The organism is Lactobacillus nasalidis, from assembly GCF_016587775.1.
GTDB classification, from domain to species: domain Bacteria; phylum Bacillota; class Bacilli; order Lactobacillales; family Lactobacillaceae; genus Lactobacillus; species Lactobacillus nasalidis.
Genome location: NZ_BOCG01000715.1, coordinates 1 through 26194, shown reverse-complemented (window position 1 = coordinate 26194; position 26194 = coordinate 1). Strand labels below are relative to the sequence as shown.

24 protein-coding genes and 1 pseudogene are annotated in these 26194 nt (G+C 45.4%); 19 read left to right on the top strand and 6 right to left on the bottom strand.

All coding sequences use genetic code 11. The annotated features are described in order from the left end of the window. From lacNas_RS13735 to lacNas_RS13660, 16 genes are all read left to right on the top strand, one after another. Nucleotides 1-393: glycerate kinase (locus lacNas_RS13735; protein ID WP_201335804.1), on the top strand; the 393-nt coding region annotated here is incomplete at its 5' end. Between the two features lie 136 nt (nucleotides 394-529). Continuing rightward, nucleotides 530-1720: a DUF2325 domain-containing protein gene (locus lacNas_RS13730; protein WP_201331812.1), complete on the top strand. Its 1191-nt coding sequence runs from the start codon at nucleotides 530-532 to the stop codon at nucleotides 1718-1720. Between the two features lie 58 nt (nucleotides 1721-1778). Beyond that, nucleotides 1779-2324, top strand: coding sequence for a tetratricopeptide repeat protein (locus tag lacNas_RS13725; protein ID WP_373868015.1), 546 nt, complete (start codon nucleotides 1779-1781; stop codon nucleotides 2322-2324). A gap of 147 nt (nucleotides 2325-2471) precedes the next feature. Then, nucleotides 2472-3686, top strand: a complete 1215-nt coding sequence (locus lacNas_RS13720) for a GGDEF domain-containing protein (RefSeq protein ID WP_201331810.1) — start codon at nucleotides 2472-2474, stop codon at nucleotides 3684-3686. 88 nt (nucleotides 3687-3774) lie between these two features. Next, on the top strand, nucleotides 3775-3945 hold the full coding sequence (locus lacNas_RS13715) for a hypothetical protein (RefSeq protein ID WP_201331809.1): 171 nt from the start codon (nucleotides 3775-3777) through the stop codon (nucleotides 3943-3945). Between the two features lie 240 nt (nucleotides 3946-4185). Beyond that, on the top strand, nucleotides 4186-4791 hold the full coding sequence (locus tag lacNas_RS13710) for a BRCT domain-containing protein (protein ID WP_201331808.1): 606 nt from the start codon (nucleotides 4186-4188) through the stop codon (nucleotides 4789-4791). Nucleotides 4792-5085: 294 nt separating this feature from the next. Continuing rightward, nucleotides 5086-5346 (top strand): hypothetical protein, encoded by a 261-nt coding sequence (locus lacNas_RS13705; protein ID WP_201331807.1) that lies wholly within the window; start codon nucleotides 5086-5088, stop codon nucleotides 5344-5346. Between the two features lie 139 nt (nucleotides 5347-5485). After that, nucleotides 5486-6136, top strand: coding sequence for a hypothetical protein (locus lacNas_RS13700; protein ID WP_201331806.1), 651 nt, complete (start codon nucleotides 5486-5488; stop codon nucleotides 6134-6136). Between the two features lie 11 nt (nucleotides 6137-6147). Beyond that, nucleotides 6148-6288, top strand: a complete 141-nt coding sequence (locus lacNas_RS13695) for a hypothetical protein (protein ID WP_201331805.1) — start codon at nucleotides 6148-6150, stop codon at nucleotides 6286-6288. Between the two features lie 197 nt (nucleotides 6289-6485). Continuing rightward, entirely contained in the window at nucleotides 6486-6752 is a 267-nt protein-coding gene (locus lacNas_RS13690; protein WP_201335802.1) for an ImmA/IrrE family metallo-endopeptidase, read from the top strand. A 230-nt stretch (nucleotides 6753-6982) separates the two neighbouring features. After that, nucleotides 6983-8065, top strand: coding sequence for a G5 domain-containing protein (locus tag lacNas_RS13685; RefSeq protein WP_201331803.1), 1083 nt, complete (start codon nucleotides 6983-6985; stop codon nucleotides 8063-8065). Nucleotides 8066-8266: 201 nt separating this feature from the next. After that, nucleotides 8267-8719, top strand: a complete 453-nt coding sequence (locus lacNas_RS13680; protein ID WP_201331802.1) for a flavodoxin family protein — start codon at nucleotides 8267-8269, stop codon at nucleotides 8717-8719. A gap of 61 nt (nucleotides 8720-8780) precedes the next feature. After that, a complete protein-coding gene (locus lacNas_RS13675) occupies nucleotides 8781-9695 on the top strand; it encodes a CE1 family esterase (protein ID WP_201331801.1) in 915 nt (304 codons plus the stop codon). Nucleotides 9696-9818: 123 nt separating this feature from the next. Beyond that, nucleotides 9819-10853 (top strand): zinc-dependent alcohol dehydrogenase family protein, encoded by a 1035-nt coding sequence (locus tag lacNas_RS13670; RefSeq protein ID WP_201331800.1) that lies wholly within the window; start codon nucleotides 9819-9821, stop codon nucleotides 10851-10853. 30 nt (nucleotides 10854-10883) lie between these two features. Further along, nucleotides 10884-11204 (top strand): carboxymuconolactone decarboxylase family protein, encoded by a 321-nt coding sequence (locus tag lacNas_RS13665; RefSeq protein ID WP_201331799.1) that lies wholly within the window; start codon nucleotides 10884-10886, stop codon nucleotides 11202-11204. Nucleotides 11205-11456: 252 nt separating this feature from the next. Continuing rightward, on the top strand, nucleotides 11457-12491 hold the full coding sequence (locus tag lacNas_RS13660; protein WP_201331798.1) for a zinc-binding dehydrogenase: 1035 nt from the start codon (nucleotides 11457-11459) through the stop codon (nucleotides 12489-12491). Between the two features lie 76 nt (nucleotides 12492-12567). On the opposite strand, the gene lacNas_RS13655 is transcribed toward lacNas_RS13660, so the two are convergent. From lacNas_RS13655 to lacNas_RS13630, 6 genes are all read right to left on the bottom strand, one after another. Further along, nucleotides 12568-13320 (bottom strand): hypothetical protein, encoded by a 753-nt coding sequence (locus lacNas_RS13655; protein WP_201331797.1) that lies wholly within the window; start codon nucleotides 13318-13320, stop codon nucleotides 12568-12570. 153 nt (nucleotides 13321-13473) lie between these two features. Continuing rightward, a complete protein-coding gene (locus lacNas_RS13650; protein WP_201331796.1) occupies nucleotides 13474-14133 on the bottom strand; it encodes a polysaccharide deacetylase family protein in 660 nt (219 codons plus the stop codon). Between the two features lie 143 nt (nucleotides 14134-14276). Further along, on the bottom strand, nucleotides 14277-14939 hold the full coding sequence (locus tag lacNas_RS13645) for a polysaccharide deacetylase family protein (RefSeq protein WP_244660743.1): 663 nt from the start codon (nucleotides 14937-14939) through the stop codon (nucleotides 14277-14279). Between the two features lie 338 nt (nucleotides 14940-15277). Next, nucleotides 15278-15616 carry a hypothetical protein gene (locus lacNas_RS14380; protein ID WP_244660742.1) on the bottom strand — a complete coding sequence of 113 codons (339 nt, stop codon included), beginning with the start codon at nucleotides 15614-15616 and terminating at the stop codon, nucleotides 15278-15280. Nucleotides 15617-15747: 131 nt separating this feature from the next. Continuing rightward, nucleotides 15748-17169 (bottom strand): ATP-binding protein, encoded by a 1422-nt coding sequence (locus tag lacNas_RS13635; protein ID WP_201331795.1) that lies wholly within the window; start codon nucleotides 17167-17169, stop codon nucleotides 15748-15750. 244 nt (nucleotides 17170-17413) lie between these two features. Next, the gene (locus lacNas_RS13630; RefSeq protein WP_201331794.1) at nucleotides 17414-18157 is read right to left on the bottom strand and encodes a hypothetical protein; all 744 of its coding nucleotides are present in this window, start codon (nucleotides 18155-18157) and stop codon (nucleotides 17414-17416) included. A gap of 609 nt (nucleotides 18158-18766) precedes the next feature. Here lacNas_RS13630 and trpB point away from each other — a divergent pair. The 3 genes and pseudogenes from trpB to lacNas_RS13620 form a co-directional block, all read left to right on the top strand. Then, on the top strand, nucleotides 18767-19969 hold the full coding sequence (gene trpB, locus lacNas_RS13625) for a tryptophan synthase subunit beta (protein ID WP_201331793.1): 1203 nt from the start codon (nucleotides 18767-18769) through the stop codon (nucleotides 19967-19969). 346 nt (nucleotides 19970-20315) lie between these two features. Next, a pseudogene (locus lacNas_RS14600) lies at nucleotides 20316-20414 on the top strand (YSIRK-type signal peptide-containing protein); the annotation flags it as partial. Nucleotides 20415-20438: 24 nt separating this feature from the next. Then, the coding region (locus lacNas_RS13620) for a mucin-binding protein (RefSeq protein WP_244661477.1) at nucleotides 20439-26194 on the top strand (5756 nt) is incomplete at its 3' end.

Genomic DNA, 26194 nt, shown 5'->3' with positions numbered 1-26194 from the left:
GGCTTAGGGGCCGGCTTTTTAGCCTTCAGCTGCTGCCAGATGCGGCCTGGAGCCGAGATCGTGATTGAAGAAAGCCGGCTGGCCGAGAAGCTGGCCGGAGCCGACTATGTCTTTACCGGCGAGGGCGGCATCGACTTTCAGACCAAGTTCGGCAAGACGCCTTATGCCGTGGCCCAGGAGGCAAAAAAGGCCGGCGTGCCCGTCATTGCTCTGGCCGGGCAGGTGGGAAAAGGAAGCGAATCCTTGTATGAGGCAGGCTTTGCGGCTATTTTTGGCATTCTGCCAGGCGTTTGCAGCTTAAATGAAGCTCTGGAAGACGGGGCTGCAAACCTGGCCCGGACCAGTGAAAACGTGGCCCGGGTGATCAAAGCCAGCCGGTCGGATTTACAGTAGGGACTTTTTGACAATAAAAACAGTATTTTTTTGTATTTTTCCTGATTTTTTTCGGAGATAGTCTGCTATTTTTTGAAAAAATTGCGATAATAAAAGAGAAAAGGTAAGCGAATACATGGAAGGAAAAAGGGAAAAAATGAACGAATACTATTTGGACTACCGCGAGCAGGTGAAAAATGTGCTTGACGCCCTGGACGACAGCAGCACGTCATTGCGGCTGGGGGCGATCGCCATTGAAAACCTCCTGAATCTGGCCAGGGTAGAGCTGGACGAAGAAGATGAAGATGAAGAAGGCGAAGAAGATGAGGACGAGGAAGATAGCAGCGAGGACGCAGATTCGGATAGCCCGGAGGACTTAAAGCAGGTCAAAATCATCCGTCATGAGGAAGCAGAGACCAGCAGTCCCTACCAAATCAATTCCGGTCATCAGCTCTGCCGTTTTTCCAGGGGCCTGAAGGGCGGGAGCTTTTACAATGAGCAGGGCCAGCTGCTGGCTGAAATCAACGAGCTGGCGGTCAAGAACTTGAACATTGAAAACGGCGACCTGGCTGAATTGGATGCCAGCAGCCATCCGGCCCGGGTGGTCCGCATCGTTGAAGCAGTCGGGGAACCGTCCGACATCGCGACCTTGCCTTACGGGATCGTGGAGAGAGATGCCTGCGGGGACCTATATGTCAGCCACAATGCCATGGGCGAGCGGCTGAGCGAGTGTGCGGGGATTGACCGCTATGACGTGCCAGCGGTGATTGACGCCGGCCAGAGCGAAACCGGCTTTGTCCACGAAGGCGACATTGTCGACCTGGCCTGGTACCAGAACAATCCGGCCAAGATGATCGTCCGCTGGGTCAGCCAGACGCAAGGGCAGGCCGGGGCCAAGAAGGAAAAGGCACAGGAGAAAAAGCCGGCCAGAAGTGAAACAGAAGACAAGGACAAAGACGCCGGCGACGTGACTACCTTGAATTATGACCTGCACGGGTGCAGCGTCGCGGTGGTCATCGGCAATGAGCTGCGCAGCCAAGAAATACAGAAGCTGGTTGGCCAGCACCACGGCCGCTGCAAGGTGATCGACGCCTTCAAGTTTTCAGACACGGAAGCTTTTTACAAGCACGCGCTCAAGCGGGCCGATCTGACGGTAATGGTGCAGAACTTGAACAAGCACTCAACCAGCAAGGCCTTGCGCAAGTACGCCAAGCGGCTGGCAATTGCTGATTCAGCAGGGCTGTCTTCGATTGAGCGGGCCATCTACCGGGCCCTGCACGGCTTGCCGGCTTATGAGACCTCAACGCAGCCAATCGCGTATCCGGTCAAGGAGCTGGCGCTGAGTTGATTTTTTAGAAAGAGTGGCGGTTAAAATGCCAAATTCGGACAAAAACAAATTCGTTAAGATGGACGAGATAGGCGAGACCTGGCTGAACCGGGGAGCTGAGGCCTACCAGCAGGGGGATTATGAACGGGCCCTGCAGTGCTACCAGAAGGCGGCCGACTACGGCAATGCCCAGGCCATGTGCAACCTTGGCTATATCTATGCTTTTGGCCGGGTTGGGGAAGCAGACCAGGAGAAGGCTTTTTACTACTTTACTGAGGCATCCCTGGCCGGCAATCCAAACGCCTTTTACAAGCTGGGGGATGCCTTCCGCTTCGGGAATTTCGTGAAGAGAAACGACAAGATCGCTTTTGGCTACTACAGCATGGCCGAGCAGCTGCTGCAAGAAGGCGATGAGGACTTGGTAGCTGAGATCGACTACCGTCTGGCCCTGTGCTATGCCAGAGGCTGGGGAACCAGCCAGCAGTGGGAAATAGCATTGAAGTACATCAATGAAGCCCAGCTTTACGCCTACCGCAACAAGCAGCAGGACGAATACAACTGGAAGCAAACCAGCGAGCGGATCAACCAACTGCACGACGAAATCGTGGCGGAAATGTTCTCATGATCTTTTGGCGGCTGCCTAATTTAGGCAGGCCGCTTTTTTATTCAGCTTGGATTTTTTCGCTTTGAACCTGTCACCGGCATGAACTATAATGATAGCAGTGAGGAAAATAATTGCTTAAATATTATAGGGAACTGAATCAAGAAAAATATGTTTGAGAAGTTATGGATATTTGATCAGCAGTCCGGTTTTGACTTAACTGATTATTACACCGTGATTGAGCTGATCAATTTTTTATTTATCGCTGGCTTGATCAGCCTGGTTTACAAAAACAGCCACTACAGCAAGCGGGAAAAGCGGAGCTGCTACTGGTCGCTGGCCCTGCTCTTGGTCATAGATCTGGCTGAATGGATCTCGTTCATGCTGAACGGCGGCCCGGGCATTTACCGGGTCTGCCATGTGATCTGCAAGTTTGTGAACTACAGCCTGATTCCGCTTTTGGGCTACTGCATTATTCACATCTGGATGCATCGGTCGAAATATGACCGCTTGCTGCAGATATTGCTGGTTGGAAATACTGCCTTGCAGTTCACCTCGATTTTTACCGGCTGGATTTTCTATATTGATGGACATAACGTTTATCATGAAGGCCGGTTTTACGGCTTGTACCTTTGCATCTGCTTGATCGTCATGGCCGTGATCGTACTGGCTTTTCACCATTTTGAGCAGAGCGTGATGGGCAGCGACCGGCTGTTCATGTTTTATACCTTTTTTGTAGTGCTGCTGGGAATCGTTATTCAAGAAGTCAGCATGGGCATGTTGCGGACGACCTCAATGTCCATTACGATCGGGATGTGCTTTTTGCTGAACCGGTTCAACAACTTCACGCAAAAGATCAGCGATCTGACCATCCACCAGGACAACGTGCTGATGCGGACGGACGTGATGACCGGGATGCACAACCGTTATGCCTATGAGGAGAAGCTGTCCCAAGAGGCGCTTGCGCAAGGCGGTAAAAACTGCCTGGCTTTTTCAATTGACATCAACGGTTTAAAGGAGACCAATGACAACAAAGGGCACGTGGCTGGCGATGAACTGATTCAGCAGGTGTCGGAAATCATCAAGTCAGTGCTGGGCAAAAACGGTGACTGCTACCGGATTGGCGGCGATGAATTTGCCGCTATCGTGCCTGGCGGTCCAGAGGAAGGAGAAAGATACAAGCACCTGCTGGAAATTGAGGCGGTTAAGTGGCGGATCGAAACTGGGCAAAAGATCAGTTTTTCCATCGGCTATGCTGACAGCGAATCCCACCCGAAGGCAAATCTGGAGCGCTTGATGCAGCTGGCTGACCAGCAGATGTATCAGTCAAAGCGGCAGTATTACAGCAGTCCTAACCACAACCGCAGGCGCAGAAGAAACGACTGAGCAGAGCAAGATCATTGACAGGCCCGGCGAGCTTGGGTAAATTTAGTTTGCACAAGGAAGGGTAGACAAGAAGCTGGAGGACCTGAAGATGCTTACGATTGCTTTTCTGATTTTTCTGATATTTCTGACCATAGTAGCCGTGCCGGTAGCAATTGCCGCTTTTCTGATCAAAGTATCAGTCAGAGTCCTGGGCTGGCTGCTTGGCATTTGCTTTACTTTGGCCCTGCTTATCAGCATCTTGCTGATTAGCGTGATGTGAGTGTAACGTCTCTGGGGAACCGGGGACGTTTTTTTGTCGGAAAGATAACAGGAAGGCGAGTCTCATTTTTGGCAATGCAAGAAAATTGACTTATGATAGAATCCCTTAGCCTGCGCGCTTGCGCGGGCTTTTCCTTTCTAAATAAAACGGGACTTTGCGGAGTATTTTGGAAGTGCTTTAATAAAGTTGCAGAGAGAAATAATCTTGTGGTTGCTATATAAGCAAAGGAAAAATATGAATATGGAAAAAGATAACTACCAGTGGCTGAGCAATGATGAAGTCTTTTGCACGGTCTTTAAGAATGATGAAACTGCCATGCGGGTGCTCCAGGCTATTTTCCCGGAGGTAAAAATGTCGGAGGTGCTCTTGAACACGGCTGGATGCGAGCAAGATAAGGTCAATGGCCCGCTTGCTCAAGTGGTAGTGCTGGATGAAGATGAGAAGAAGCACTTCTACTCACTGCGGATAGCTAAAGAAAGAGACAATCTTGGCCTTCTCGGCCGCTTTTGCACGTCCAAGATGGACATGACTATGTTCAGGCTGATCGGTGACGATTACTTTGATGAAGATTGCGGTGCGGTAATCTTGTGCGGCATTAATCCATTTGGTAACAAGAATTTACAATCTGTTTACCAATTTTGCAGTGTGGAAGATACTGACTCCGTTTTGCCAGGCCAGTGTCCTGTGATCATCATCAACGGAAAAGGCAAGGAGGAAGGCGAGTCAAGTGACATGAAGTCCTTGACCCACGTGATCTGCGGTGACTACAGTTTGGATGAGCCTTTAGCGATATTCTTGAAAGGCAAGATTATCGAGGCTAACCAAAAGCTGAATTTGGTGAGATAAGATATGACGGTAAGGCCAGAGCGATATATGGCTTTACCATTACAGACTAAAACAGTTAAGCGTAATCAACTCTAGACTTTTTTGTCTAGAGTTTTTTGTCAAAAAAATATTTACGTTAGGTACTTTACAGAGTACTTAACTAGTGCTCAAATAAAGCTATAGAAAAAACAAGGCGTTTTAGCATGATACGAAAAAAGAGGGATATTTTGCAATGAAAAAGTCTAAGTATCAAGGGCTATATACTGATCAGGCCTTCTGCTCTGTCTTGAAGAAAGATGAAACGGCCATGCGTGTGTGTCAGACGGTTTTTCAGATGATCTTGGCCGTCTGGGCCGGTATTGCGTTTTAAAATTACATTTTGGCGATAAAATGATTACTTCTGAGCAATACCTGTTGATCATTATTAACGGGAAGGGTGACAAGGTTGATATGTCAAGTGATATGAAGTCATTGACTCATGTAATTTGCGGTGACTACAGCTTAGAACACCCCTTTGCCGTATTGCTGAAAAATGAAATCGTCAAAGCTAACGAAGAGCTTAATTTGATGAAATAAACACTTTTTCAAGAACGCAAGTGCTAATTGTACCGCTCAAAGTACTCTAAAATGGCAAAATATAGCTTAGATACTATTTTAAGGTGGAAAAAACATGCGGCAAAGACGATACTCACACATAAGGATTAGTGCTTCAAGAATGAATGAACTAGAAGATGCTAGGAAGGCCTTGCTTCTGGATGACGTAAATGTCGGTGAACTGGCTAACATAACTGGTATTCCGTACCAAACCATCCGGAACATGCGGCACAAACCAGAACTATTGGAAAGAGCTTCATGGACCAGAGTAGAGACCTTGGCCCAGCTCTATGATGATCTTTTATCAAATAAACTGGTAATTGTCCGGGGCATGTTTAGGCAAGGCATACCAGGCTTGAATGAGCAAGAAGATGGTGAAAAAGAGCGGCATAAGTTCTGGTATGAGGAGGATTTGAGCAACAGTTACAGTGAGGTAACCATCGGAATAGATGATGGATACTTTGAATGGTCTGTAAGCATAACATATGAGAAGGTAACGCAAGCAGATGCGGACAAATACTATAATGGCAAGCCGACTCTTATTAGGACCGTCACGGTGATCCCGTTTTTAAGCAAGGTTTCCAATTATTATTATGGTTATCACCTCAATGAGCATGATCCGTCTGCTGTGGATGATTTTAAAAACAAACTGGCTAATGATTTTGGCCGGGGCTTTGCTGACAAAGTCATGGGAATCAACGAAATGCTGAACAAAATCGTCAAAAAGATGGAACGGGAAGAGTACGAGGATGATCCTGGTGACTGGTACTAATGGAGGAGCGCATGAAAGATACGAAAGCACCAGTTACTGACGACAGAGAGAAATTAAGAGAGACCATTAGAAGGCTTGCTGCTAAAAGGCCGATGGTGATTTTAGACACTCCAGAGAAGGTCAGCAAATGGCTGGGAGATGATGAGTATTAGCGGGCAGCATCCTTGAGGGAGGATGCTGCTTTTTTAGCTAGGTCTAAACAGCTCCAGAAAGATTAACTTTTTTGAAAAGAACTGGTGTTTGTAAAATGGAGGTAGTACAATATTGTTATCAGTAGAACATAAGTACGGCTAAGCACTAAGGTTCGGAGATGATGGAAACAGAAATTTCGAAAAAAGAGGGAAGCAGAATGTTATCTGAAGATGAAAAGGCAAAGAAGAAAATAGACAAAGGGCTGGAAATGATCAATTGCGATAATGCTGACGATCTGGCCAAAATCAAAGAGTTTGCATTGGACTTTTTACTGCCGAATTGCGAATTAAAGAAAATAGTAGATCTGGATAACTTGTCTACTAGTTTGATCAAAGAGGTGGCTGAGAAGTTTGTGGTTTCTCCGCAAATTGCTGCCACCCGGTTGAAAAGCTATGTGAGAATAGAACAAAAAGAATTATTTTGAACAGCTTTTCCTATCACGCTCATTGTATTAGTAAATAACAATTTATAATTGTTGAAACAGTAGTTAGATGGGCAATAAGAAGGGATAAATATTATTTTTGAGAATAAAAGCGCTATAAGCATCGCTTGAAATCGCTATATAATAAAGAAAAACGCTTTTTGACTTTTTTGTCGACACACTGCTAAAATAAAAGAGTGAAAAGATAATTATTTAAATGAGAGGAAAAGGATATGAAAGTTGCCAAGATTTTTATCGGCGTTTCTGCATCAGTTGCTTTAATTACTGCAGGGATGCAAATTGCCGGGACTGCGCAAGTTCAAGCAGCAGCCAAATATCAAGTGCGTGTGTCTAAGAAAGCTTATATTTTCACTTCAAAGGGTAAGAAGACCAAGAAATTCTATAAAAAGAATGCGTCTTTGCAAGTCTATGGGACCAAGTGGATCAAGGGTAAGCTATATTATAAGATTAGCGGCGACAAGTATGTTCTGACTAGCTATGCTAAAAAAGTAGCATCCCGTTACACTTACTCATCCCAAACCAAGAGAATTACCCGTACCATCAAGATGTACCAGCCAAAGGGCGTCAAGACGGTTGTTCAAAACGCCTATGTTTCCCGCAAGGTTAAGACTGATACTAAGAACAATAAGAAGAGCTATGGAAAATGGTCAACTTCTTCTTGGGCTCAATACACTGTTGCTACGGTTGATGGTTACACTGCTAGTCAGGTAACTGTCAAAGCTGCTAAAGTAACGTCCAAGACGAAGAATAAGATGGTGAAGATTAGTTACAAGGCAGTTGAGACAAAGAATACAGATGAGTCAAAAACTACAAATTCAAGTTCAACAAGTACCAATACGGTAAAAAACACTTCAAAAGCAGACTCAATCAAGACTGAAATCGTTCCATTTAAAACGATCTATAAAGCAGATCCTACAATGGAATCAGGTACTAGAAAGTTGATAACTCTTGGTCAAAATGGTATTGATATTGTTACTACCACATATGCTCCAGATGGGAAAACATACGGTCTATCAGTAAATCCTATCGAAGAGAAAATCGATCAAGTAGTTGCTATTGGTACAAAACCCATCACCCAATATACAGTTAAACCATACAACACAATAAGAAAGAACGATCCCACTCTTCCAAAGGGTACTACTCGAGTAGAGAAAAAAGGTGTAGACGGTTGGACGACGAGTACTCAGACTTTTTCCGTTAATTCTGAAACCGGTGAAGTTAAATCTGGATATACGGTTGAAGTTCAAAATCCAGTTGATGAGGTTATCCTTGTCGGAACTAAAGGAGTCAACTAATTGATCGAGCCAAGCTGTCGAACTACATACTACAGAATCGCATCCCATCCACGGGATGCGATTTTGCATGTTTTCATAAAATCCAGGTAGCCCCCCTGCAACTATGCATTCTCTTGATACCGGTTTGCCTAAACAGTATTTTTCTTAAGCACAGACTCACCGTAAAATAAGGTCATCAAGTTCAAATAGAGGAGACCAAATATGAACCTTTTTAAGAAGAACACCAATTTGTCAGACCTTGACGGAAAAATCGTTTTTATCAACGCCAGTGAAAATGCCAACGGCACTACGGCCCGGATGGGCAGAAAGCTGCTGCAGGGCAAAGACTATCAAGAAGTCGATCTTTCAGAACTTAAGATCTATCAATTGTCACAAAGATTTTCGGATGACCAGTTCGACCAGGTGCTCCAAGCGATTGATAAAGCGGACACCATTGTCCTCGGCGCGCCGATCTATTGGCACAGCATCAGCGGCTATGCGAAGGTCTTTTTCGAAAGGCTGTCGCGTGATTCCGGCGGGATTTTGCCAGGGAAAAAGTTTGGCGTCTTTATTCATGGATCAGAGCCCAGCGACTCAATCGGGCCTACTGAAAATTTGCTGCGCTGGTTTACCAGGGTTGAGCGCTTGGAAAACCTGGGCGTGCAAGTCTTCTGATTTCGGCTGAAACATTGAAGCAAGGCTAGCAGTGAACTGACTTTTTTCTAGGAGAGCAATTATGAAGAAAAACATCGTGGCAGCCGCAATTATTGTGATCATTGCCATCGCCGCAGCCGCGGGATTGTTAATCAAGCAAAATTCCCGTACTGGATCGGTTGCCAGCAGGCAGGCGAAAAAATCAGTCCCGGCTAGAACCTATCGCGTCAACGGGCGGACGACCTACGTTTATGCCAAGGAATCGGTCCTCACTGGCAAGAAAAAGGTACCCCTGGTCCTGTTCATGAACGGCACTGGCGGCGATCCGCAAAAGCAGGCAGTAGGGAGCGGCTGGGCAAAAAAGGCCATGAGCGGGAAGATGATCGTCATCTCGCCTAAATATGATGACGCCTCAACTTATACTGAAGTACCCTACATTGTCAAAGTCGTCAAAAAGGCGCTGCGCATATATCCTGTTGACAGCCGCCGGGTCTATTCTTTGGGCTTTTCAAACGGCGGCGCGACCTCGGTTGCCTTGACCAGCACGCATCCCGACATGTTTGCCGGCATTGCCATGTACGGCTGGGCGGTTGATTTGGAGCGCCAGTCTGACTATGACATGCCTTTCCAGGTCATTGAAGGAACAGGTGAGGCAACAGAGTACACCGTGAAAAAGAACCCAATGGTCCGCGTCGACGTCCGTCACGCGATCAAGGAGCTTTTTACGCTCAATGGCATGAAGCAGGCCAGAATAACTGCCGACTATGCCCGGACACCATACTGGGGCTATGTTCCAGATAGTTCATATAAACGGCGGGTTGACGGGAAAAACTGGACCATCAACAATTATCAAAAGACCGGCTACTCAGCTCCTTTTGCCCAGCTGATCATGATTTCTAAGGCTGATCACCGGGTTCATGCCAGTGAAGCTGATTACAGCTGGAATTTCCTGAAGCATTTTTCCCGCGATTCACAGGGGAAAATTATTGAACAGTAGGTATTTTTACTATAGCTTTAGTGCATAGCAATATACAAGCAAAGCATTAACCAGTTTTTTCTCTTAAGGCTACAATAATTGTAAAGAGTTTAAACTGAGTTAGTTACAGAAAGCGAGAAACGAATGAAAGCGGCATATTTTGTGAAAAAAGGGCTGGTAGAAGCTCGTGAAGTTGAAGATGCAAAACTTGAAAAGGATACTGACGCGGTAATCCGTGTGCTCAGAGCCTGCGTTTGCGGGTCAGACCTCTGGTGGTTCAGAGGCATTTCCACCCGGCCGGAAGGCACGGTTGGCCACGAAGCCATCGGGATCGTGGAAGCTGTCGGTGACAAGGTTGACAATGTCAAGGTCGGCGACTTCGTCATTGCGCCGTTTACTCACGGCTGCATGAAGTGCAAGATCTGTGAAGCAGGTTTTGACGGCAACTGTCCAAACGTGGAAGCCGGCGGCAATAAGGGCTACCAAGCTGAATACCTGCGCTTCAAGAATGCCAGTGCCTTGGTAAAAATCCCTGGCAAGCCAAGCGACTACACTGAAGACCAGCTTAACGACCTTTTGACTTTGTCAGACGTTATGGCTACTGGCTACCACGCCGCAGCCAGCGCTGAAGTTAAGCCTGGCGACACGGCTGCAGTCATCGGCGATGGTGCTGTTGGTTTGTGCGGCGTAATCGCTGCCAAGCTGCGCGGGGCAAAGAAGATCATTCTTTTGAGCCACCACGAAGACCGGGCTGCTTTGGGCCGTGAATTCGGCGCCACTGATATTGTCAGCGAACGCGGCGAAGACGCGGTCAAGAAGGTTTTGGAACTGACCGACGGCTACGGTGCGGATGCAGTTCTTGAATGTGTCGGCGCAAGCAGCTCAATTGACCAGGCAGGGCAAATCGCCCGTGCTGGCGCGGTTGTCGGCCGGGTCGGCGTTCCGCAAAAGGAACCTGAAACCAACAAGTTCTTCTGGAAGAACATCGGCTGGCGCGGCGGGATTGCCAACGTCACTACTTACGACCGTGAAGTTCTGCTCGATGCAGTTTTGAAGGGCGAAATCCACCCAGGCAAGGTCTTCAACAAGAAGTTTGACCTTGACCATGTTCAAGACGCATACGACGCGATGGACCAACGCCAGGCAATCAAGTCATTGCTGGTTGTTGCTGACAAGTAATTTTTTCAGAAAAGTCAATAGGTGATTAAAATGGCAGAAAAGCAAACTGCAGGCCGCGACCGTTTGGGCAAGCTCGCTCCCAAGTTCGCGGAATTGAACGATGACGTCTTGTTTGGTGAAGTTTGGTCAAGAGAAGACAAGCTGTCCGCCAGAGACCGGAGCATGATTACCATCGCTGCTTTGTTCTCAGCCGGCTTGTACCCGCAATTGAAGAGTCACTTGGAGCTGGGCAAGAAGCACGGTATTACCAAGGAAGAAGCAGTTGAAATTGTGACCCAGCTGGCCTTCTACTGCGGCTGGCCAAAGGCCTGGAGCACTTTCCCGTTGATTGAAGAAATTTACGGGGAGTAAATTGAAAACGTCAAACCGTTTGGCATGACGCAATCCCACTTGAGTAGACAAATCAGATATGGAAGGATGTTTGATTTGTCACGAAGGTGGGATTTTTTTGTTTCGGGTGGCAAGGTATTCATTCGAATTTTCCCTGATTATAATTTGCAAACATATCATTGTATACAAACTAAGCATTTGTTGTTTTTCAAACTGGAGACTACAATTAATCGAAAAGTACTAAAGATTAATAAGTAGGAAGCGAGAAAAAGAATGAAGGCAGCATATTTTGTAAAAAAAGGGCTGGTAGAAGCTCGTGAAGTTGAAGATGATAAGCTTGAAAAGGAGACTGACGCGATAATCCGTGTAATCAGAGCCTGCGTTTGCGGGTCTGACCTGTGGTGGTTCAGAGGCGTTTCTAACCGTCCGGCAGGCACGGTTGGCCACGAAGCCATCGGAATCGTAGAAGCTGTCGGCGCCAAGGTCGACAACGTCAAAGTCGGCGACTTCGTCATTGCTCCGTTCACTCACGGCTGCATGAAGTGCAAGATCTGCAAGGCAGGTTTTGACAGCAACTGTCCAAACTTTGATTATGGCGACTTCAAGGGTTACCAGGCAGAGAAATTGCTCTTTCAGAATGCCAGTGCCTTGGTAAAAATCCCAGGCAAGCCGAGTGACTACACTGAAGACCAGCTTAAGGACTTTTTGACTTTGGCGGACGTTATGGCAACTGGCTACCACGCCGCAGCCAGCGCTGAAGTTAAGCCAGGGGACACGGCAGCGGTTATCGGTGACGGTGCTGTTGGTTTGTGCGGCGTGATCGCGGCTAAGCTGCGCGGGGCAAAGAAGATCATTCTGCTCAGCCACCACGAAGGTCGGGCAGCTTTGGGTCGTGAATTCGGCGCTACTGATATTGTCAGCGAACGCGGCGAGGACGCGGTCAAGAAGGTTTTGGAACTGACTGATGGTTACGGTGCGGATGCCGTTCTTGAATGTGTCGGCGCAAGCAGTTCAATCGACCAGGCAGGGAAAATTGCTCGTGCCGGCGCGGTTGTCGGCCGGGTTGGCGTTCCGCAAAAGGAACCTGAAACCAACAAGTTCTTCTGGAAGAATGTCGGCTGGCGCGGTGGCAGCGCTAATGTCACTAGCTATGACCGGGAAGTATTGCTGGACGCTGTATTGAAGGGTGAAATCCACCCAGGCAAGGTCTTTACGAAGAGTTTTCATCTCGATCATGTTCAAGAGGCCTACGAGGCGATGGACCAACGCGAGGCAATTAAGTCCATGCTGGTTGTTGCCGACAAGTAATTTTTTAGATGTTGGGAAAGAAAAAGATCGTCAAGATCCACGAATTGTGGATTGACGATCTTTTTGTGTTGGATATTTACTTGTAGCGGGATTCAATCGTGAAGTGGGAGTTGTAGTAGATAGGTGGGTTGTGCTGAGTGAATTCAGGATTTAGGGTTTCAATGATATCTGGGTACAAGTATAGTTTACCGCTCTTCAGGTAATAAATAAGGTAGATATCGTACAGGAAATTTTTTTCACTCTTTTTAACCCCAAAGTACTTCATCATGCCTGCGTTCAGCTTCTTCTGAATGCTTGCTTTATTGCCTTTGGCAGTGTCTGTAATGCTTAACAATTTTCCACTTTTAAGAGAGTAGGTCCAGCCACCGATGGCTTGATACGGTACATTTTTCTTGTTATTTTGATAGCCAGCCCACCAGTTCTTGCTTACTTTGAATGAGATGATACTATTCTTATTGTAGGACACGCTTGTTTTTGTAATATCATAGAAGGTGACATTTTTTACATTAGTGCTTTTTGATGGGTTTTTAGCATAGACGAATATGCCCTTTGAGGTGGTATAGGACGTAGATTTGTATTTCTTGAGTAAGTCTTTGTTGATCTTTTTTATGGCTGCCGAATTTCCTTTAAGTTGCGGCAAGTTGAAGTAATAATTTGCCTTTATCCCATTGTTGTACTTCTTATTTATCTTGTACTGTTTAAAGGAAACCTTGGCATTAAAGGAAACCTTGGCAGACTTCGCAGAACTGCTTGCTTGTACCTTTGGACTGGTTGCCAGGCCAGTTAGCATAGTAACTGCAAGCGCGCTGGCCACAATTAATTTCTTCATAGTTTTCTCCTTAGTATTGATGAAGTAACCGTTTCCAACATCTAGTTTACCACGAAACCGAAATATGAGAAGAAAAAATAGCTAAAAATCTTAAATAGGATGACGATCTTTTCTTATATGGTTACTATGGTTACGTGTGGTTTGCCTATTTAATTACTTGTAACGGGAATTAAAAACTATAGACTTGGCAGCAGTTGATACAAGGATACTTGGGTATGCATATACTTTTCCGCGTTTAATGAAGAAACCTACTTTGGATGCCTTATAATCTGAAAGTTCGGACTTAGTAGCTCCGAACTTTAAAGCTGCATTATATAATCTAGTTTTTATATATTTTTTGCTTCCTTGAGAAGCATCGAAAATGTTAAGTTTTTTACCAGTTTTAAGAGAATAAGTCCAACCTCCTATAATGAAATCACTAGTAAACGCATTGCGATAATAATACGTCCATCGTATTGAAATCACATTTTTGGAATTATAAGTAACATTGGCTTTAGTAATATCTTTGAATGGATAAGCATGGCCGTCTTCTAAGATTGATGTCTTTGCGTCGGCGAATAGTGCGTTTTTGTATTTGGCTTTATCCATATATGCGTTTCGCAAATCCTTATTGATCTTCTTGATAGCAGCTGATTTTCCTTTTAATTGAGGCAATTGATAAGAGAAAGTGACGCTACCGCGGCCATACTTCTTGGTTGACTTGTATTGTTTGATCGAATATTTTGCAGAACTGCTTGCTTGTACCTTTGGGCTAGTTGCCATGCCTGCAAGCGTAGTAAATGCAAGCGCACTGGCCACAATTAATTTCTTCATAGTTTTCTCCTTAGTATTGATGAAATTACCGCTTTCAATACATAGTTTACCACTAAAACGAAATATGAGAAGAAAAAATAGCTAAAATTCCTAAATAGGATGAATAATTTTCTTATATTGTTACGTGTGGTATGATTATTTGATTACTTGTATCGGGAAGAGATGACGAAGTACTTGCGGTTATCTGCAGCATCAATTCGTGGGTAGACATATACTTTTCCGCCCTTAAGAGTGTAATTCATCTTAGAGGGATACGTGGTGTTTAAGTACTCATCATCAGCACCGAGTTCAACAGCACCTTCATAGAGTTGGCTAACTATACTGTATTCATCGCCTTCCGCGACATCGAAAACCGTAAGTTGCTTACCGGTCTTGAGAGAGTAGGTCCAACTGCCTATAAAGTAAGTACCGCTTCCCCCAATATTATAATCATGATCATACCGAAAGGATATAACACCATTTTTGTTGTAGGTTGCACGTGGCTTTACAATATCATCATAGGTTATATGAGTACCTACATGCTTAGAATCCCATTTTGCGAACTTAAATAATTCCTTCTTTTGCTTAAGCTCTCCCGTATAGTTTTTTCGTAAAGACTTATTGATTTTTTTGATTGCAGCTGAATTTCCTTTCAATTGAGGCAGTCTGTAGCCAAAAATAGCCTTAATCCCATGCTTGTATTTTCTAACTGTCTTATATTGCTTGAAGTAGTACTTTGTAGTGCTGCTTGCTTCCGTCTTTGGGCTAGTGGCCAAACCAACAGATAGGGTCAACGCGAGGGTACTAGCGACAACATATTTTTTCACGATTATCCTCCAATTAGCTATTACTTGTAACGAGCTGGCAGGGTGAAGAACTTATCAGAATCAGCAGAGGAGACTCGTGGATAAACGTATACTATGCCGTTCTTTAAGAAAAAGCCGTAGCTCTTCAAGTAAGATTCGCTAAGCAAAAAGCCAGATGCTCCTAATTTTTTAGCACCTTTGATCAGCCTCTTCTTCACACTTGCATGACTGCCTTGTGCAGCATCATAAACGCTTAACTTCTTGCCGGTCTTAAGTGAATAAGTCCAACCGCTGAAGGTTGTTTCCCCAGCACCACCTGCATACCAAAAATTAAACTTCTTAAAAGAAATAATATTGTTCTAGTTGTAAGTTACAGATGCTGTATTAGTATTGTGATAAGTGTCATTAGAGTATTCACCAGCGTCTTGCTTTGCAAAGTGAAAGACAGTCTTCGAATTCTTCTTCTCAGCAGCAAAGCTCTTCATTAGGTCCTTGTTGATCTTCTTGACTGCCGCCGAGTTTCCCTTAAGTTGCGGCAGTTGGTAGGAAAAAGTCCCCTTCATCCCATGTTTATACTTCTTAACCGTCTGGTACTGCTTGATCGTGTAGTTAGCTGAGCTGGCCTCTGCCTTAGGCGCAGCTACCAGGCCGGCAGCAGCGGCCGCAACGAGCGTACCAGCAATTACGACTTTCTTCATAATCTCACTCCTTGTATTTTTGAAAGAAATATTATCATTCCCACATTGTACTACTGAAACTGGATCAGAAAAATCTAACTTAGAAAAAACTCGTCAGAACTCACATAAAAGTTCTGACGAGTCTTGTTCTATCAATCTTTCCAAAAATCATCAAAGAGAATGAGTCTAACGCCCTGGCTTTCTGTCAAGTCTTTAAAAGACGGGGTGCTCTCTTTGACAAAGAAGCAGAGATGAGTTTTCGTAATCCCAAATTTCGAACTGAGCAGTGCTGCTCGGCTGCGCAAGGTATCCAGCATCTGCGGGCTTAGCTTTTCTGCCTTGCGCCACTTGCACTCACCAATGATCGCTTCTTTCTTGTCGTGACTGGTGGCAACCAAATCTACCTCATCTTGCCGATTAAGTGCAGGATTGTAGCCCCACCAGCTGCTGATTTCTTGAGGGTCGAAGGGGAGGGCATCTTGCTTCCAGGTCCATTCCTGGCAGGCTTTTTCAAAAACTGGCCCTAAAAAGTTAGGCAGATCCGCCATGATTCTGGCCAAGAGTCCGCTTGTCCGACCGAGTGAGATCTTATCTTGCTGGCCTGAAATGTATTGGAACCAGAACTGAAACATTGTATCAGAAATGCGGTAGATGGCATTCTTGGTGTTTTTTTCAAGTATTGGCAACTTTCTTTCAACCATTTCCAGTTCTTGTAAACGGCTGAGATAGGGGCTCAAACTAGAAGCACTGCTCAAGCCAATCGCTTGGTAAATCTCATTCGGCTTTGTTTTGCCTTGTGCCAAAGCAACGAGGATCGAATAGTAGGTTGCAGGCTTTCGGAGTTCTTCTTGCAATAAGACGTTTGGCTCATCTTGTAAAATAGCATTATTACGCAAAAAAAGCCGGCCGATATTCTCTTCAACACTTTTTTCTTGATCGATAAAGCTGAGATACTGCGGAATCCCGCCGGTGATGCCGTAGTAGGCGAGAAGGTCCTCATTCTTGACAAGGGGGAGCATTTTTTTCGTGTCAAAAATATCAAACGGCCGTATTTTAAACTGACCAGTCTTTCTGCCGTAAAGTGGACTTTGATGGCCTAATACCTGGTGCTGCATAAAGGACATCGACGATCCGCAAAGAATCAACATGATATTGTCGTACTCTTTAAAAACGTGGTCGATGGCAAACTGGAGAACAGAACTGATTTCAGGGGCTGATTGGGCGAAGTAGGGGAATTCATCCAGGACAAAAATCAACTTGCTTTCCTGTTTGTTAGCCAGATCCTGAACCTTACTAAAAATATCCTTGAAATCACTGTAGCTAAACTGGTGGTCCAGTCGGTCAGGATTTTCGAAGTCCAGAACCGCATTGGACAGATAGTTTAAGTTTAGTTCTTTTGTTGCTTCAATTCCCTGCACATAAATTGCCGGCTTGTTTTTGATAAACTCTTTAATCAGCGAAGTTTTCCCAACTCTGCGGCGGCCATAGATGACCGCCATTTCAAAGCGGGGGCTTTGATACATGTCGGCTAGGCTCGTTAGTTCTGCTTCGCGGGCAATAAAAGGTTGACTCATTATGGTTACCTCTAATCATAATTATTATAATCGTAATTATTATAATCGTGATTATAGATATTGGCAAGCTTCGCCGAAAGTGCCTGTATACTCATCCTATTTTCCTACGAACGAAGGGTAGTTCACCTTGCTGGTCATGGAGTACTTTTTCGCTAAAAAGAAAGTTCCGTGGACTAACGTATATATGAAAAAAGATCGTCATGATCCACGAAATGTGGTCTGACGATCTTTTTGTGTCGGATATTTACTTGTAGCGGGATTCAACCGTGAAGTAAGAGTTATAGTAGACAGGCGGGTTACGGTGAGCATATGTATATTTTTGGTTGAGCTTCGAAAGATCTGGGTACAAGTAAACTTTACCGTTCTTCAAGAAATAATGTACAGTGATAGTTTCACCCTTCTTAATTCCAAAGTACTTCGTCACGCCGGCAGACAGCTTCTTTTGAACGCTTGCTTTATCGCCTTTGGCAACGTCCGTGATGTTCAATCTTTTACCACTTTTAAGTGAGTAGGTCCAGCCAGCAATTATTTGAGAGTATACTCTTTCCTTGTTTCCAACATAGTAGCCGGACCACGCGTTGCGGTATACCTTGAATGAAATGATATTGTTCTTATTGTAGGATACGCTTATTTTGGTAATGTCAAAGTAAGTGCAATTCTTTATAATAAAAGCAATAGGAAGATTTCTTCCTTTGGCTGAGTCTGAAGCAAATGCAAACAGCTCCTTTGAAGCATTAGTGTTTGCGGCTTTGTAGTAACCAAGTAATTCTTTATTAATCTTTTTAACGGCTGCCGAATTTCCTTTAAGCTTCGGCAAGTTATATGAAAAATCTGCCTTTAACCCATTTTTGTACGTCTTAGTCTTCTTGTACTGCTTAAAGGTAACCTTAGCAGACTTCGCAGTACTGCTTGCTTGTACCTTTGGACTAGTTGCCAAGCCTGTCAGCATAGTAACTGCAAGCGCACTGGCCACAATTAATTTCTTCATAATTTCCTCCTTATATTGGTGAAGTAACCGTTTCCAAGGACTATTTTACCATGAAAACAAAATATGAGAAGAAAAAATAGCTAGTTTTTTTATCGCACTGTCATGATAAGTAGCTAGCTGTTACGATAATCTGGTTACTGGTATGGTTGTAGCAAATGTTAGGGCAGGGCGTCTTGACTATAATCGTGTTTAGTCTAATCGTAATTATAATAATCGTGATTATAGTCAACAGGAGAAACTCGTCAAAAAACGGAAAAAATTTTTGAAAAAGCACTTGCGCATTTCTGAAAATCGTCTTAAAATGTAATCAACTTCAAACGAAAAGACAAATTTAGAAAGGAACGATTAAAATGACTGTACGTAAACTTTGGCAAGACTGGCGTGACTAAGTGAGGCTGCATGTTATATGGTGTAGACTCACTGATTTCAATAATCAAGGGAGTCTATGCCAGGACAATCGTTTCTGAGAGAACTAAGAGACTGTTTGGCATAGTTTGTCAGACAGTCTTTTTTTACACTCAAAATAAGATATACATGTATAGAATCCTTGTAAACAGACATTAAAAAATAATTAACAAAGAGAGACAACGAATAACAAGGAGAACTATCATGACTGAAGCAAACGTAGCAGAAAAGAAGGAAATGTTTTACGGTGAATTTGGCGGCCAATACGTGCCAGCTGAAATTCAAACTGCCTTGAATGAAATTGCGGAAGAATTTGAAAAGGTGAAGGACGATCCGGAATTCAATGCTGAACTGGAACTCCTGCTCCGCGACTACTCAGGCCGGGCAACTCCGCTTTACTTCGCTGAATCATTGACCAAGCGTCTCGGCGGGGCAAAAGTTTACCTCAAGCGCGAAGACCTCAACCACTTGGGGGCTCACAAGATCAATAATGCATTAGGCCAGGTCTTGATCGCCAAGCGTTTAGGCAAAAAACGGATCATTGCTGAAACTGGGGCCGGCCAGCACGGGGTTGCCACTGCTGCCGTAGCTGCTCGTTTCGGGATGAAATGCACGATCTACATGGGGGCAAAGGACTGCGAACGCCAGAAGCTGAACGTCTTCCGGATGCGGCTTATGGGGGCTGAAGTTCACCCGGTCACTGAAGGCACACAAGTTTTGGAAGATGCAGTAGCGGCAGCATTCCAAGACTTGGCTCAAAACCTGGATACCACTTTCTACCTGGTCGGCTCAGCCGTAGGTCCTTACCCTTACCCGCAAATGGTTGAACGCTTCCAAAGGGTCATCAGCCGGGAAGCAAGACAGCAATTCCTTGACCAGGTCGGCCGGCTCCCAGATGCTGTTATTGCCTGCGTTGGCGGTGGATCAAATGCCATCGGGGCCTTTGGCGAATTCATTCCTGACAAGGAGGTGCGCTTGATTGGGGCCGAAGGTGCCGGCAAGGGGGCAGATACTCCAGAGAACGCTGCTACCTTGACCAATGGGAAAGTCGGCATCAATGACGGGATGAAGAGTTACGTTCTGCAGGATGATGAAGGCAAGATCCTGCCAGCTTACTCAATTTCTGCAGGCCTGGACTACCCGGGGATCGGGCCGGTTCACTCATACTTGAAAGACAGTGGCCGGGCAGAATACTACCCGATTACCGACGACGAAGCGGTTGCCGCCTTCAAGCTCTTGTCTGAAACAGAAGGGATCATCCCAGCCTTGGAAAGCTCTCACGCTTTGGCCCAGGCGATCAAGATGGTGCCAGAGATGGATCCGGACCAAGTGGTCATGGTCAACTTGTCAGGCAGAGGGGACAAGGACGTTGCCCAAGTTGCTGCTTACCTGGGTGAAGAAATTTAATTTAAAATAGTATATAAAAGCCAAAAGAGCAAATTGCTTCTTTTGGCTTTTTTGTATCTGAGAAAGGCAAAAAATCAGTAAAAAAATGGGTCTTTTTTCTCCTAAGATTAGTGCACTTGTTCTATAGCCCTCGTGGCGTTAAAAGAGGTACTCCAAAATGTATTAATATCAACTAGCGTTTTGATAATATAAGAGTTATTCGGATCAAGAGAAATCCCGTTCTCATCGTATTTTAGATTGCTACAATCTAATAATATTATTATTGACACCGTAGATGCTTTTGGCTTATACTGAAGTTAGATACATTAGTAAATAATTATTATAAGATAACAATAAAAACGAGGGAATGAACATGTTGATGCCTAAAGCAAAAAAATTCAATGCACGGCAAACTGAAGATGCCAAGCAACGCTTTAGTATAAGAAAATACAGCTTTGGGGCTACTTCTGTTTTACTGGGCTTTTCATTCATGTTATGGGGAGCAGGCAGCGTATCTGCTGATACTGTAACTCCGCAGCAAGCAACGACTACTGCTGTAGTAAACAGCCCAACGACAACAGATACAAGCCAAGCAAGCGAAAGTACTGAAACGTCCGCCGCAACCGATACGACTAAGTCGACGAGCACCAATTCAGCAAGTACGACTGAATCAACCGATACTGCAGCGACTAGCACCGATACAGCAAGTACAACTGAATCAACCGATACGTCCAAGTCGACGAGCACCGATACAGCAAGTACGACTGAATCAACCGATACTGCATCGACCAGCACCGATACGACCAAGTCGACGAGTACCGATACAGCAAGTACGACTGAATCAACCGATACTGCATCGACCAGCACCGATACGTCCAAGTCGACTAGCACCGATACAGCAAGTACGACTGAATCAACTGACAGTGCAGCGACCAGCACCGATACGACTAAGTCGACGAGCACCGATACGGCAAGTACGACTGAATCAACTGACAGTGCAGCAACTAGCACCGATCCGTCTAGTTCAACGTCTGACGCGGATACAGCAAGCACGACCGAATCAGCCAACAGTACAGATTTAACTGCTGCAACGACCGAGTCGACGGACAATACTGTTGCAACCGCAAGCGCTGATTCAGCAGAAACAACTGCTACGGCTGCAGAAAGTACCGGCACGCAAAGCCGCCTGGTGCAGGGCAAGTCTTTAACTTTATCCAGCAACGAAATTGGCTATACCACTTCAACTGGTGACACTTCCGGTACCAGAAGCTCAATTACGGCCACTGTTTCCTTCACCGGTGATGTTGGGGACCAGTTCACGTTAAAGTTTCCGACAAATGTTACCGGTGAGAACATGTCTGTGTTATATGGCATCAATTCGTACACCAAGTCCAGCATTGCGAATACCACTGTGACGCAAGACACTAAGGCAGGATACTTCTACATTACCAGCGTCTTGACCGAATCCGGCAGTTTGACTCAGAACGTTGTCCTTATGTCTGTAAAAAGTCAAATGTCTACGATTGGCGACAACATGGTCGATTCTGACTCAATTGGCAGTCGTGAAATGGAGATGGTTCTGTCAGCCCAAGATGCAGATGGCAATGACCTGGGGACGGTCAGCGAGACTTTTACTCAAATCATGTCGCCGTCGATTAATCCGACACTGACACGCGATCCAAGTAAAACTTCCCAAACGACCTTGCTGCCAAACAAGGACTACACGTATTCTCTGAGCTTGGACGAACTGCTCGGTATTAACAATGCAAGTGATGTCTCATCATTTTATAGCAACCGGGTAATCAAGAGCATCAACTATGGTACTGAGATCCGAATTCCTGTGCCGGCTCAGTTTGAGTTGAATGCTTCAGAAACTGCAACCAAGAATGCTTTTACCGATGAAACCACGATTACCCAAGATGGGGTTGGTGCTGATATTGTGATCACCGTTCCTAAGGGTTCAGGTAACTCTGATAACACTTACGCTGCACGGCAGACGCCATACTACCTTGTTGGTAAGTACGTCTTTGATGGCAGCGTTAACCAGACCGTAACCGCAGACAGTCCGATTACGATTACCCAGTATCTTGATGATGCCCAAACCAAGACGCTGACAGGGTCTCTTGACATTACCTGGAGCGACAGCATCAACTCTGAAATCACGAAGGGCAATGCCAGCCTAGGCGGTTATGGTGCCTGGACCGGTAACGAACTGGTCTTGAACGACACTGCAGATAAGCTGACTACTTTTTCTTTTGGCAACCTCTCAAGCTACGACTTGCCTGATGTATCCTTTGACATCAAAGTGGCCGATGGTTTTAACGCAACAGGAATTACCACTCCAAAGGTAGACGGCACCAGTACTTACAGCTATGTTTTGACTTACGCTGACGGTACTACTAGCAGCGGTACGGTTGCCGCGGGTGAAACGATCTCAGCAACAGGCACCAGTCCAATTCGGAGAGCCGTTTTGACGGCAGATTACTGGAAAGCTGGCGCTAAAACTGATGGTGCCGGCGTTGCCATGGACTCGAACACCCAGCTGCAGCGGTTCACCATCGACGGGAACCTGTCAGATACTTATGACAATGGCACGGCAGTGAAGGTTGGCGACACGTTGGTCAACACGATGACGGTATCTTCAGCGTACCTTAATTCCGCAACTACGAAAGCAACGCAAACCATTGTTCCAGAGTACATGAGTAGTTTCCGCATTTACGAAACTGGTGGTACTGGCTATGCAGGCGACAGTAAGAAGCTGACTATTTACAGCAGCCAAGACATGAGTTTTGTCCAAAACACCAACTTGGACAAGCCGGTTATTTACGTAGTTTTACCGCAGTACGCAATTTACAACGAAAGCGCATCTACGTTCTATGGTGATCCTACTGTTTCGACCTTCTATGTCAATGACGGGGCAAACCAGGTTGTTAAGCTGGACTACAGCCAATCAGAATATCAATACAATATCCGTAACAACAACTACTCGATCGTCGCAGATATCAGCAATGACGCTCTGCCAGGGAAATACTACAGCCACTTCTTTGTCAGAACCACGACAAAAATGATGTATATGACTAGTGTTGCCAACAATAAGCTTTATAAACCAGAGTACACTGAAGGCGACTCGACAAACGTCTGGACGAACGGAGTTTCAACGAATAAGTTCTCCTTGACGGTACTGTCTCCAACTGAAGAATTCACAATGGGGGCAACTAGTCAGGGGAACATGGATGATGGCTTCAAGAACACTGGCACCTCTTTCTCAACCGACAGTGAGGACATGAACTTCAAGATCACTCCAAAGAACTTGACATCGGAGAGTCTGACCAATGTCCGCATCTACACCAACCTGCCAGCGGAAAGTGAAGTAAATCTTACTGGTCCAGTGACGACAACTGATTCTAATGCCAAAATCTGGTACTCAACCAGCCAGTTGGACCTGACCAGTGATAATGAAGACGATGTAACCTGGTTAAGTGAAGATCAGGTGACGGACTGGTCAACAATCAAGAGCATTAAGGTACAGGAAGACACTCTTGCAAAGACGACGACAAGCAACCAGTTTTCTATTACTATCCCAACTGAGGATGTAAACCTGGCTAATGACGTTGGCAAGACTTTGAATCTGGGCTACAAGGCTTACGCTGATCAATTTGTTACCCCAATTAAAAAAGCTGTCGCTACCAGCGTTCAAGTTATTGGACCTGTAACTGAAAGCAAGACGGTTACCAGAACCATCAATGTTCATTTACCATCCGGTGAAGTACAGACGACCACACAGGTGGCTGTAATCGAAAGAACCGGGGTTATCGATGCAACTGGTACGACAACTTATGGTGACTGGACTACTTCAAGCTGGGATGATTTTTCTAATGTCCCAGAGGTTGCCGGATTTACTCCAAGTCAAACAGACGTGGCGGAACAAACTGTCGACTCAACTACGAGCGATGTTACGATCGATATTACTTACACGGGCAATACTCAAAAAGCGCTGGTAAACTACGTTGATGAAGATAGCAACAACGCCGTTATCACAACTTCCGGCGATCTGACTGGTTCATCCCAGAGCACGATCGCTTACAGTACTGACGATACGATCAAGCAGCTTGAAGAAGCTGGCTACATCTTCGTATCAAGCAACTATCCATCAGACGCAACTTACGACACTGATGATTCAACTGATCAAGTCTATACTGTAGTGCTCAAGCACGGTACGGCATCTGTTAGCCGTGAGCAAACGGTAACCCAGACTGTTGTCTACGAAGTTCCAGATGGCTTCGATGCACCAGAATCAGTAGAACAAACTCTGACCTTTACTCAGACTGGCACTCAAGACCTGGTAACTAAGGAAACTACTTGGAACCCAGTTGATACTCAGACTTTACAAAGCGTAACAAGTCCAACGATTGCAGGTTTAACTCCAGATCAAACTGAAGTCGCATCATCAGAAGTAACTCCAACTTTCGATGGCGACAAGTCATCTACGGTAACTGTTACCTACACTGCTAATACCCAAAAAGCCCTGGTAAACTACGTTGATGAAGATGGCAATAATGCCGTCATCACAACTTCCGGCGATCTGACTGGCTCATCCAAGAGCACGATCGCTTACAGTACTGCTGATACGATCAAGCAGCTGGAAGAAGCTGGTTACGTTCTTGTATCAAGCGACTATCCATCAGATGCAACTTACGACACTGATGATTCAACTGATCAGGTCTACACTGTAGTGCTCAAGCATGGTACGGCATCTGTTAGCCGTGACCAAACGGTAACCCAGACTGTTGTTTACGAAGTTCCAGAAGGCTTCGAAGCACCGGCTTCAGTAGAGCAAACCTTGTCCTTCACTCAAACTGGTACTCAAGACCTGGTAACTAAGGAAACCACTTGGAACCCAGTTGATACGCAGACTTTACAAAGCGTCACTAGTCCAACGATCGCCGGCTTGACTCCAGACAAGAGTGAGGTTGCTTCAACTGAAGTAACTCCAACTTTCGATGGCGACAAGTCATCCACGGTAACTGTTGTTTACACCGCTAATACTCAAAAGGCACTGGTAAACTACGTTGACCAAGATAAGAATGGTGAAGTAATTACCAATTCCGGTGATCTGACCGGTTCATCCAAGAGCACGATCACTTACAGCACGGCTGACACGATCAAGCAGCTGGAAGAAGCTGGTTACGTCTTCGTATCAAGTGACTATCCAGAATCACCAGTATTTGACACTGATGATTCAACTGATCAGGTCTACACTGTAGTGCTCAAGCACGGTACGGCAGATGTGAGTCGGGATCAAAAGGTAACTCAGACTGTTGTCTACGAAGTTCCAGATGGCTTCGATGTACCAGAATCAGTAGAGCAAACCTTGTCCTTCACTCAAACCGGTACTCAAGACTTGGTAACTAAGGAAACCACTTGGAACCCGGTTGATACTCAGACTTTACAAAGCGTCACTAGTCCGACGATCGCCGGCTTGACTCCAGATCAAACTGAAGTTGCATCATCAGAAGTAACTTCAACCTTCGATGGCGACAAGTCAACGACTGTAACTGTTACCTACACCGCTAATAGTCAAAAAGCCTTGGTAAACTATGTTGATGAAGATGGCAACAACGCGGTTATCGCAACTTCAGGCGATCTGACTGGCTCATCCAAGAGCACGATTGCTTACAGCACCGCTGACACGATCAAGCAGTTGGAAGAAGCTGGCTACGTCTTCGTTTCAAGTGACTACCCATCAGACGCAACTTACGACACTGATGATTCAACTGATCAGGTCTACACTGTAGTGCTCAAGCATGGTACGGCAGATGTGAGTCGTGACCAAAAGGTAACTCAGACTGTTGTCTACGAAGTTCCAGATGGCTTCGATGCACCAGAATCTGTAGAAGAGACTTTGTCCTTCACTCAGACTGGTACTCAAGACTTGGTAACTAAGGAAACTACTTGGAACCCAGTTGATTCACAAACTTTGAAGTCAGTTACTACCCCAACTGTTTCAGGCTTGACTCCAGACAAGAGTGAGGTTGCTTCAACTGAAGTAACTCCAACTTTCGATGGTGACAAGTCATCCACGGTAACTGTTGTTTACACCGCTAATACTCAAAAGGCCCTGGTAAACTACGTTGATGAAGATGGCAACAACGCCGTTATCGCAACGTCAGGTGATCTGACCGGTTCATCCAAGAGTACAATTGCTTACAGCACCGCTGACACGATCAAGCAGCTTGAAGAAGCTGG

Bases quoted from the DNA above. Each gene is read 5' to 3' on its own strand.
- lacNas_RS13720 (WP_201331810.1), top strand. From the start codon at position 2,472: ATGTTTGAGAAGTTATGGATATTTGATCAGCAGTCCGGTTTTGACTTA.
- lacNas_RS13665 (WP_201331799.1), top strand. From the start codon at position 10,884: ATGGCAGAAAAGCAAACTGCAGGCCGCGACCGTTTGGGCAAGCTCGCT.
- lacNas_RS13650 (WP_201331796.1), bottom strand. From the start codon at position 14,133: ATGAAGAAATTAATTGTGGCCAGTGCGCTTGCATTTACTACGCTTGCA.
- lacNas_RS13635 (WP_201331795.1), bottom strand. From the start codon at position 17,169: ATGAGTCAACCTTTTATTGCCCGCGAAGCAGAACTAACGAGCCTAGCC.
- lacNas_RS13725 (WP_373868015.1), top strand. From the start codon at position 1,779: ATGGACGAGATAGGCGAGACCTGGCTGAACCGGGGAGCTGAGGCCTAC.
- lacNas_RS14380 (WP_244660742.1), bottom strand. From the start codon at position 15,616: ATGAAGAAAGTCGTAATTGCTGGTACGCTCGTTGCGGCCGCTGCTGCC.
- trpB (WP_201331793.1), top strand. From the start codon at position 18,767: ATGACTGAAGCAAACGTAGCAGAAAAGAAGGAAATGTTTTACGGTGAA.
- lacNas_RS13700 (WP_201331806.1), top strand. From the start codon at position 5,486: ATGAATGAACTAGAAGATGCTAGGAAGGCCTTGCTTCTGGATGACGTA.
- lacNas_RS13730 (WP_201331812.1), top strand. From the start codon at position 530: ATGAACGAATACTATTTGGACTACCGCGAGCAGGTGAAAAATGTGCTT.
- lacNas_RS13680 (WP_201331802.1), top strand. From the start codon at position 8,267: ATGAACCTTTTTAAGAAGAACACCAATTTGTCAGACCTTGACGGAAAA.
- lacNas_RS13630 (WP_201331794.1), bottom strand. From the start codon at position 18,157: ATGAAGAAATTAATTGTGGCCAGTGCGCTTGCAGTTACTATGCTGACA.
- lacNas_RS13685 (WP_201331803.1), top strand. From the start codon at position 6,983: ATGAAAGTTGCCAAGATTTTTATCGGCGTTTCTGCATCAGTTGCTTTA.
- lacNas_RS13670 (WP_201331800.1), top strand. From the start codon at position 9,819: ATGAAAGCGGCATATTTTGTGAAAAAAGGGCTGGTAGAAGCTCGTGAA.
- lacNas_RS13715 (WP_201331809.1), top strand. From the start codon at position 3,775: ATGCTTACGATTGCTTTTCTGATTTTTCTGATATTTCTGACCATAGTA.
- lacNas_RS13655 (WP_201331797.1), bottom strand. From the start codon at position 13,320: ATGAAGAAATTAATTGTGGCCAGCGCGCTTGCAGTTACTATGCTAACT.
- lacNas_RS13675 (WP_201331801.1), top strand. From the start codon at position 8,781: ATGAAGAAAAACATCGTGGCAGCCGCAATTATTGTGATCATTGCCATC.
- lacNas_RS13660 (WP_201331798.1), top strand. From the start codon at position 11,457: ATGAAGGCAGCATATTTTGTAAAAAAAGGGCTGGTAGAAGCTCGTGAA.
- lacNas_RS13695 (WP_201331805.1), top strand. From the start codon at position 6,148: ATGAAAGATACGAAAGCACCAGTTACTGACGACAGAGAGAAATTAAGA.
- lacNas_RS13690 (WP_201335802.1), top strand. From the start codon at position 6,486: ATGTTATCTGAAGATGAAAAGGCAAAGAAGAAAATAGACAAAGGGCTG.
- lacNas_RS13710 (WP_201331808.1), top strand. From the start codon at position 4,186: ATGGAAAAAGATAACTACCAGTGGCTGAGCAATGATGAAGTCTTTTGC.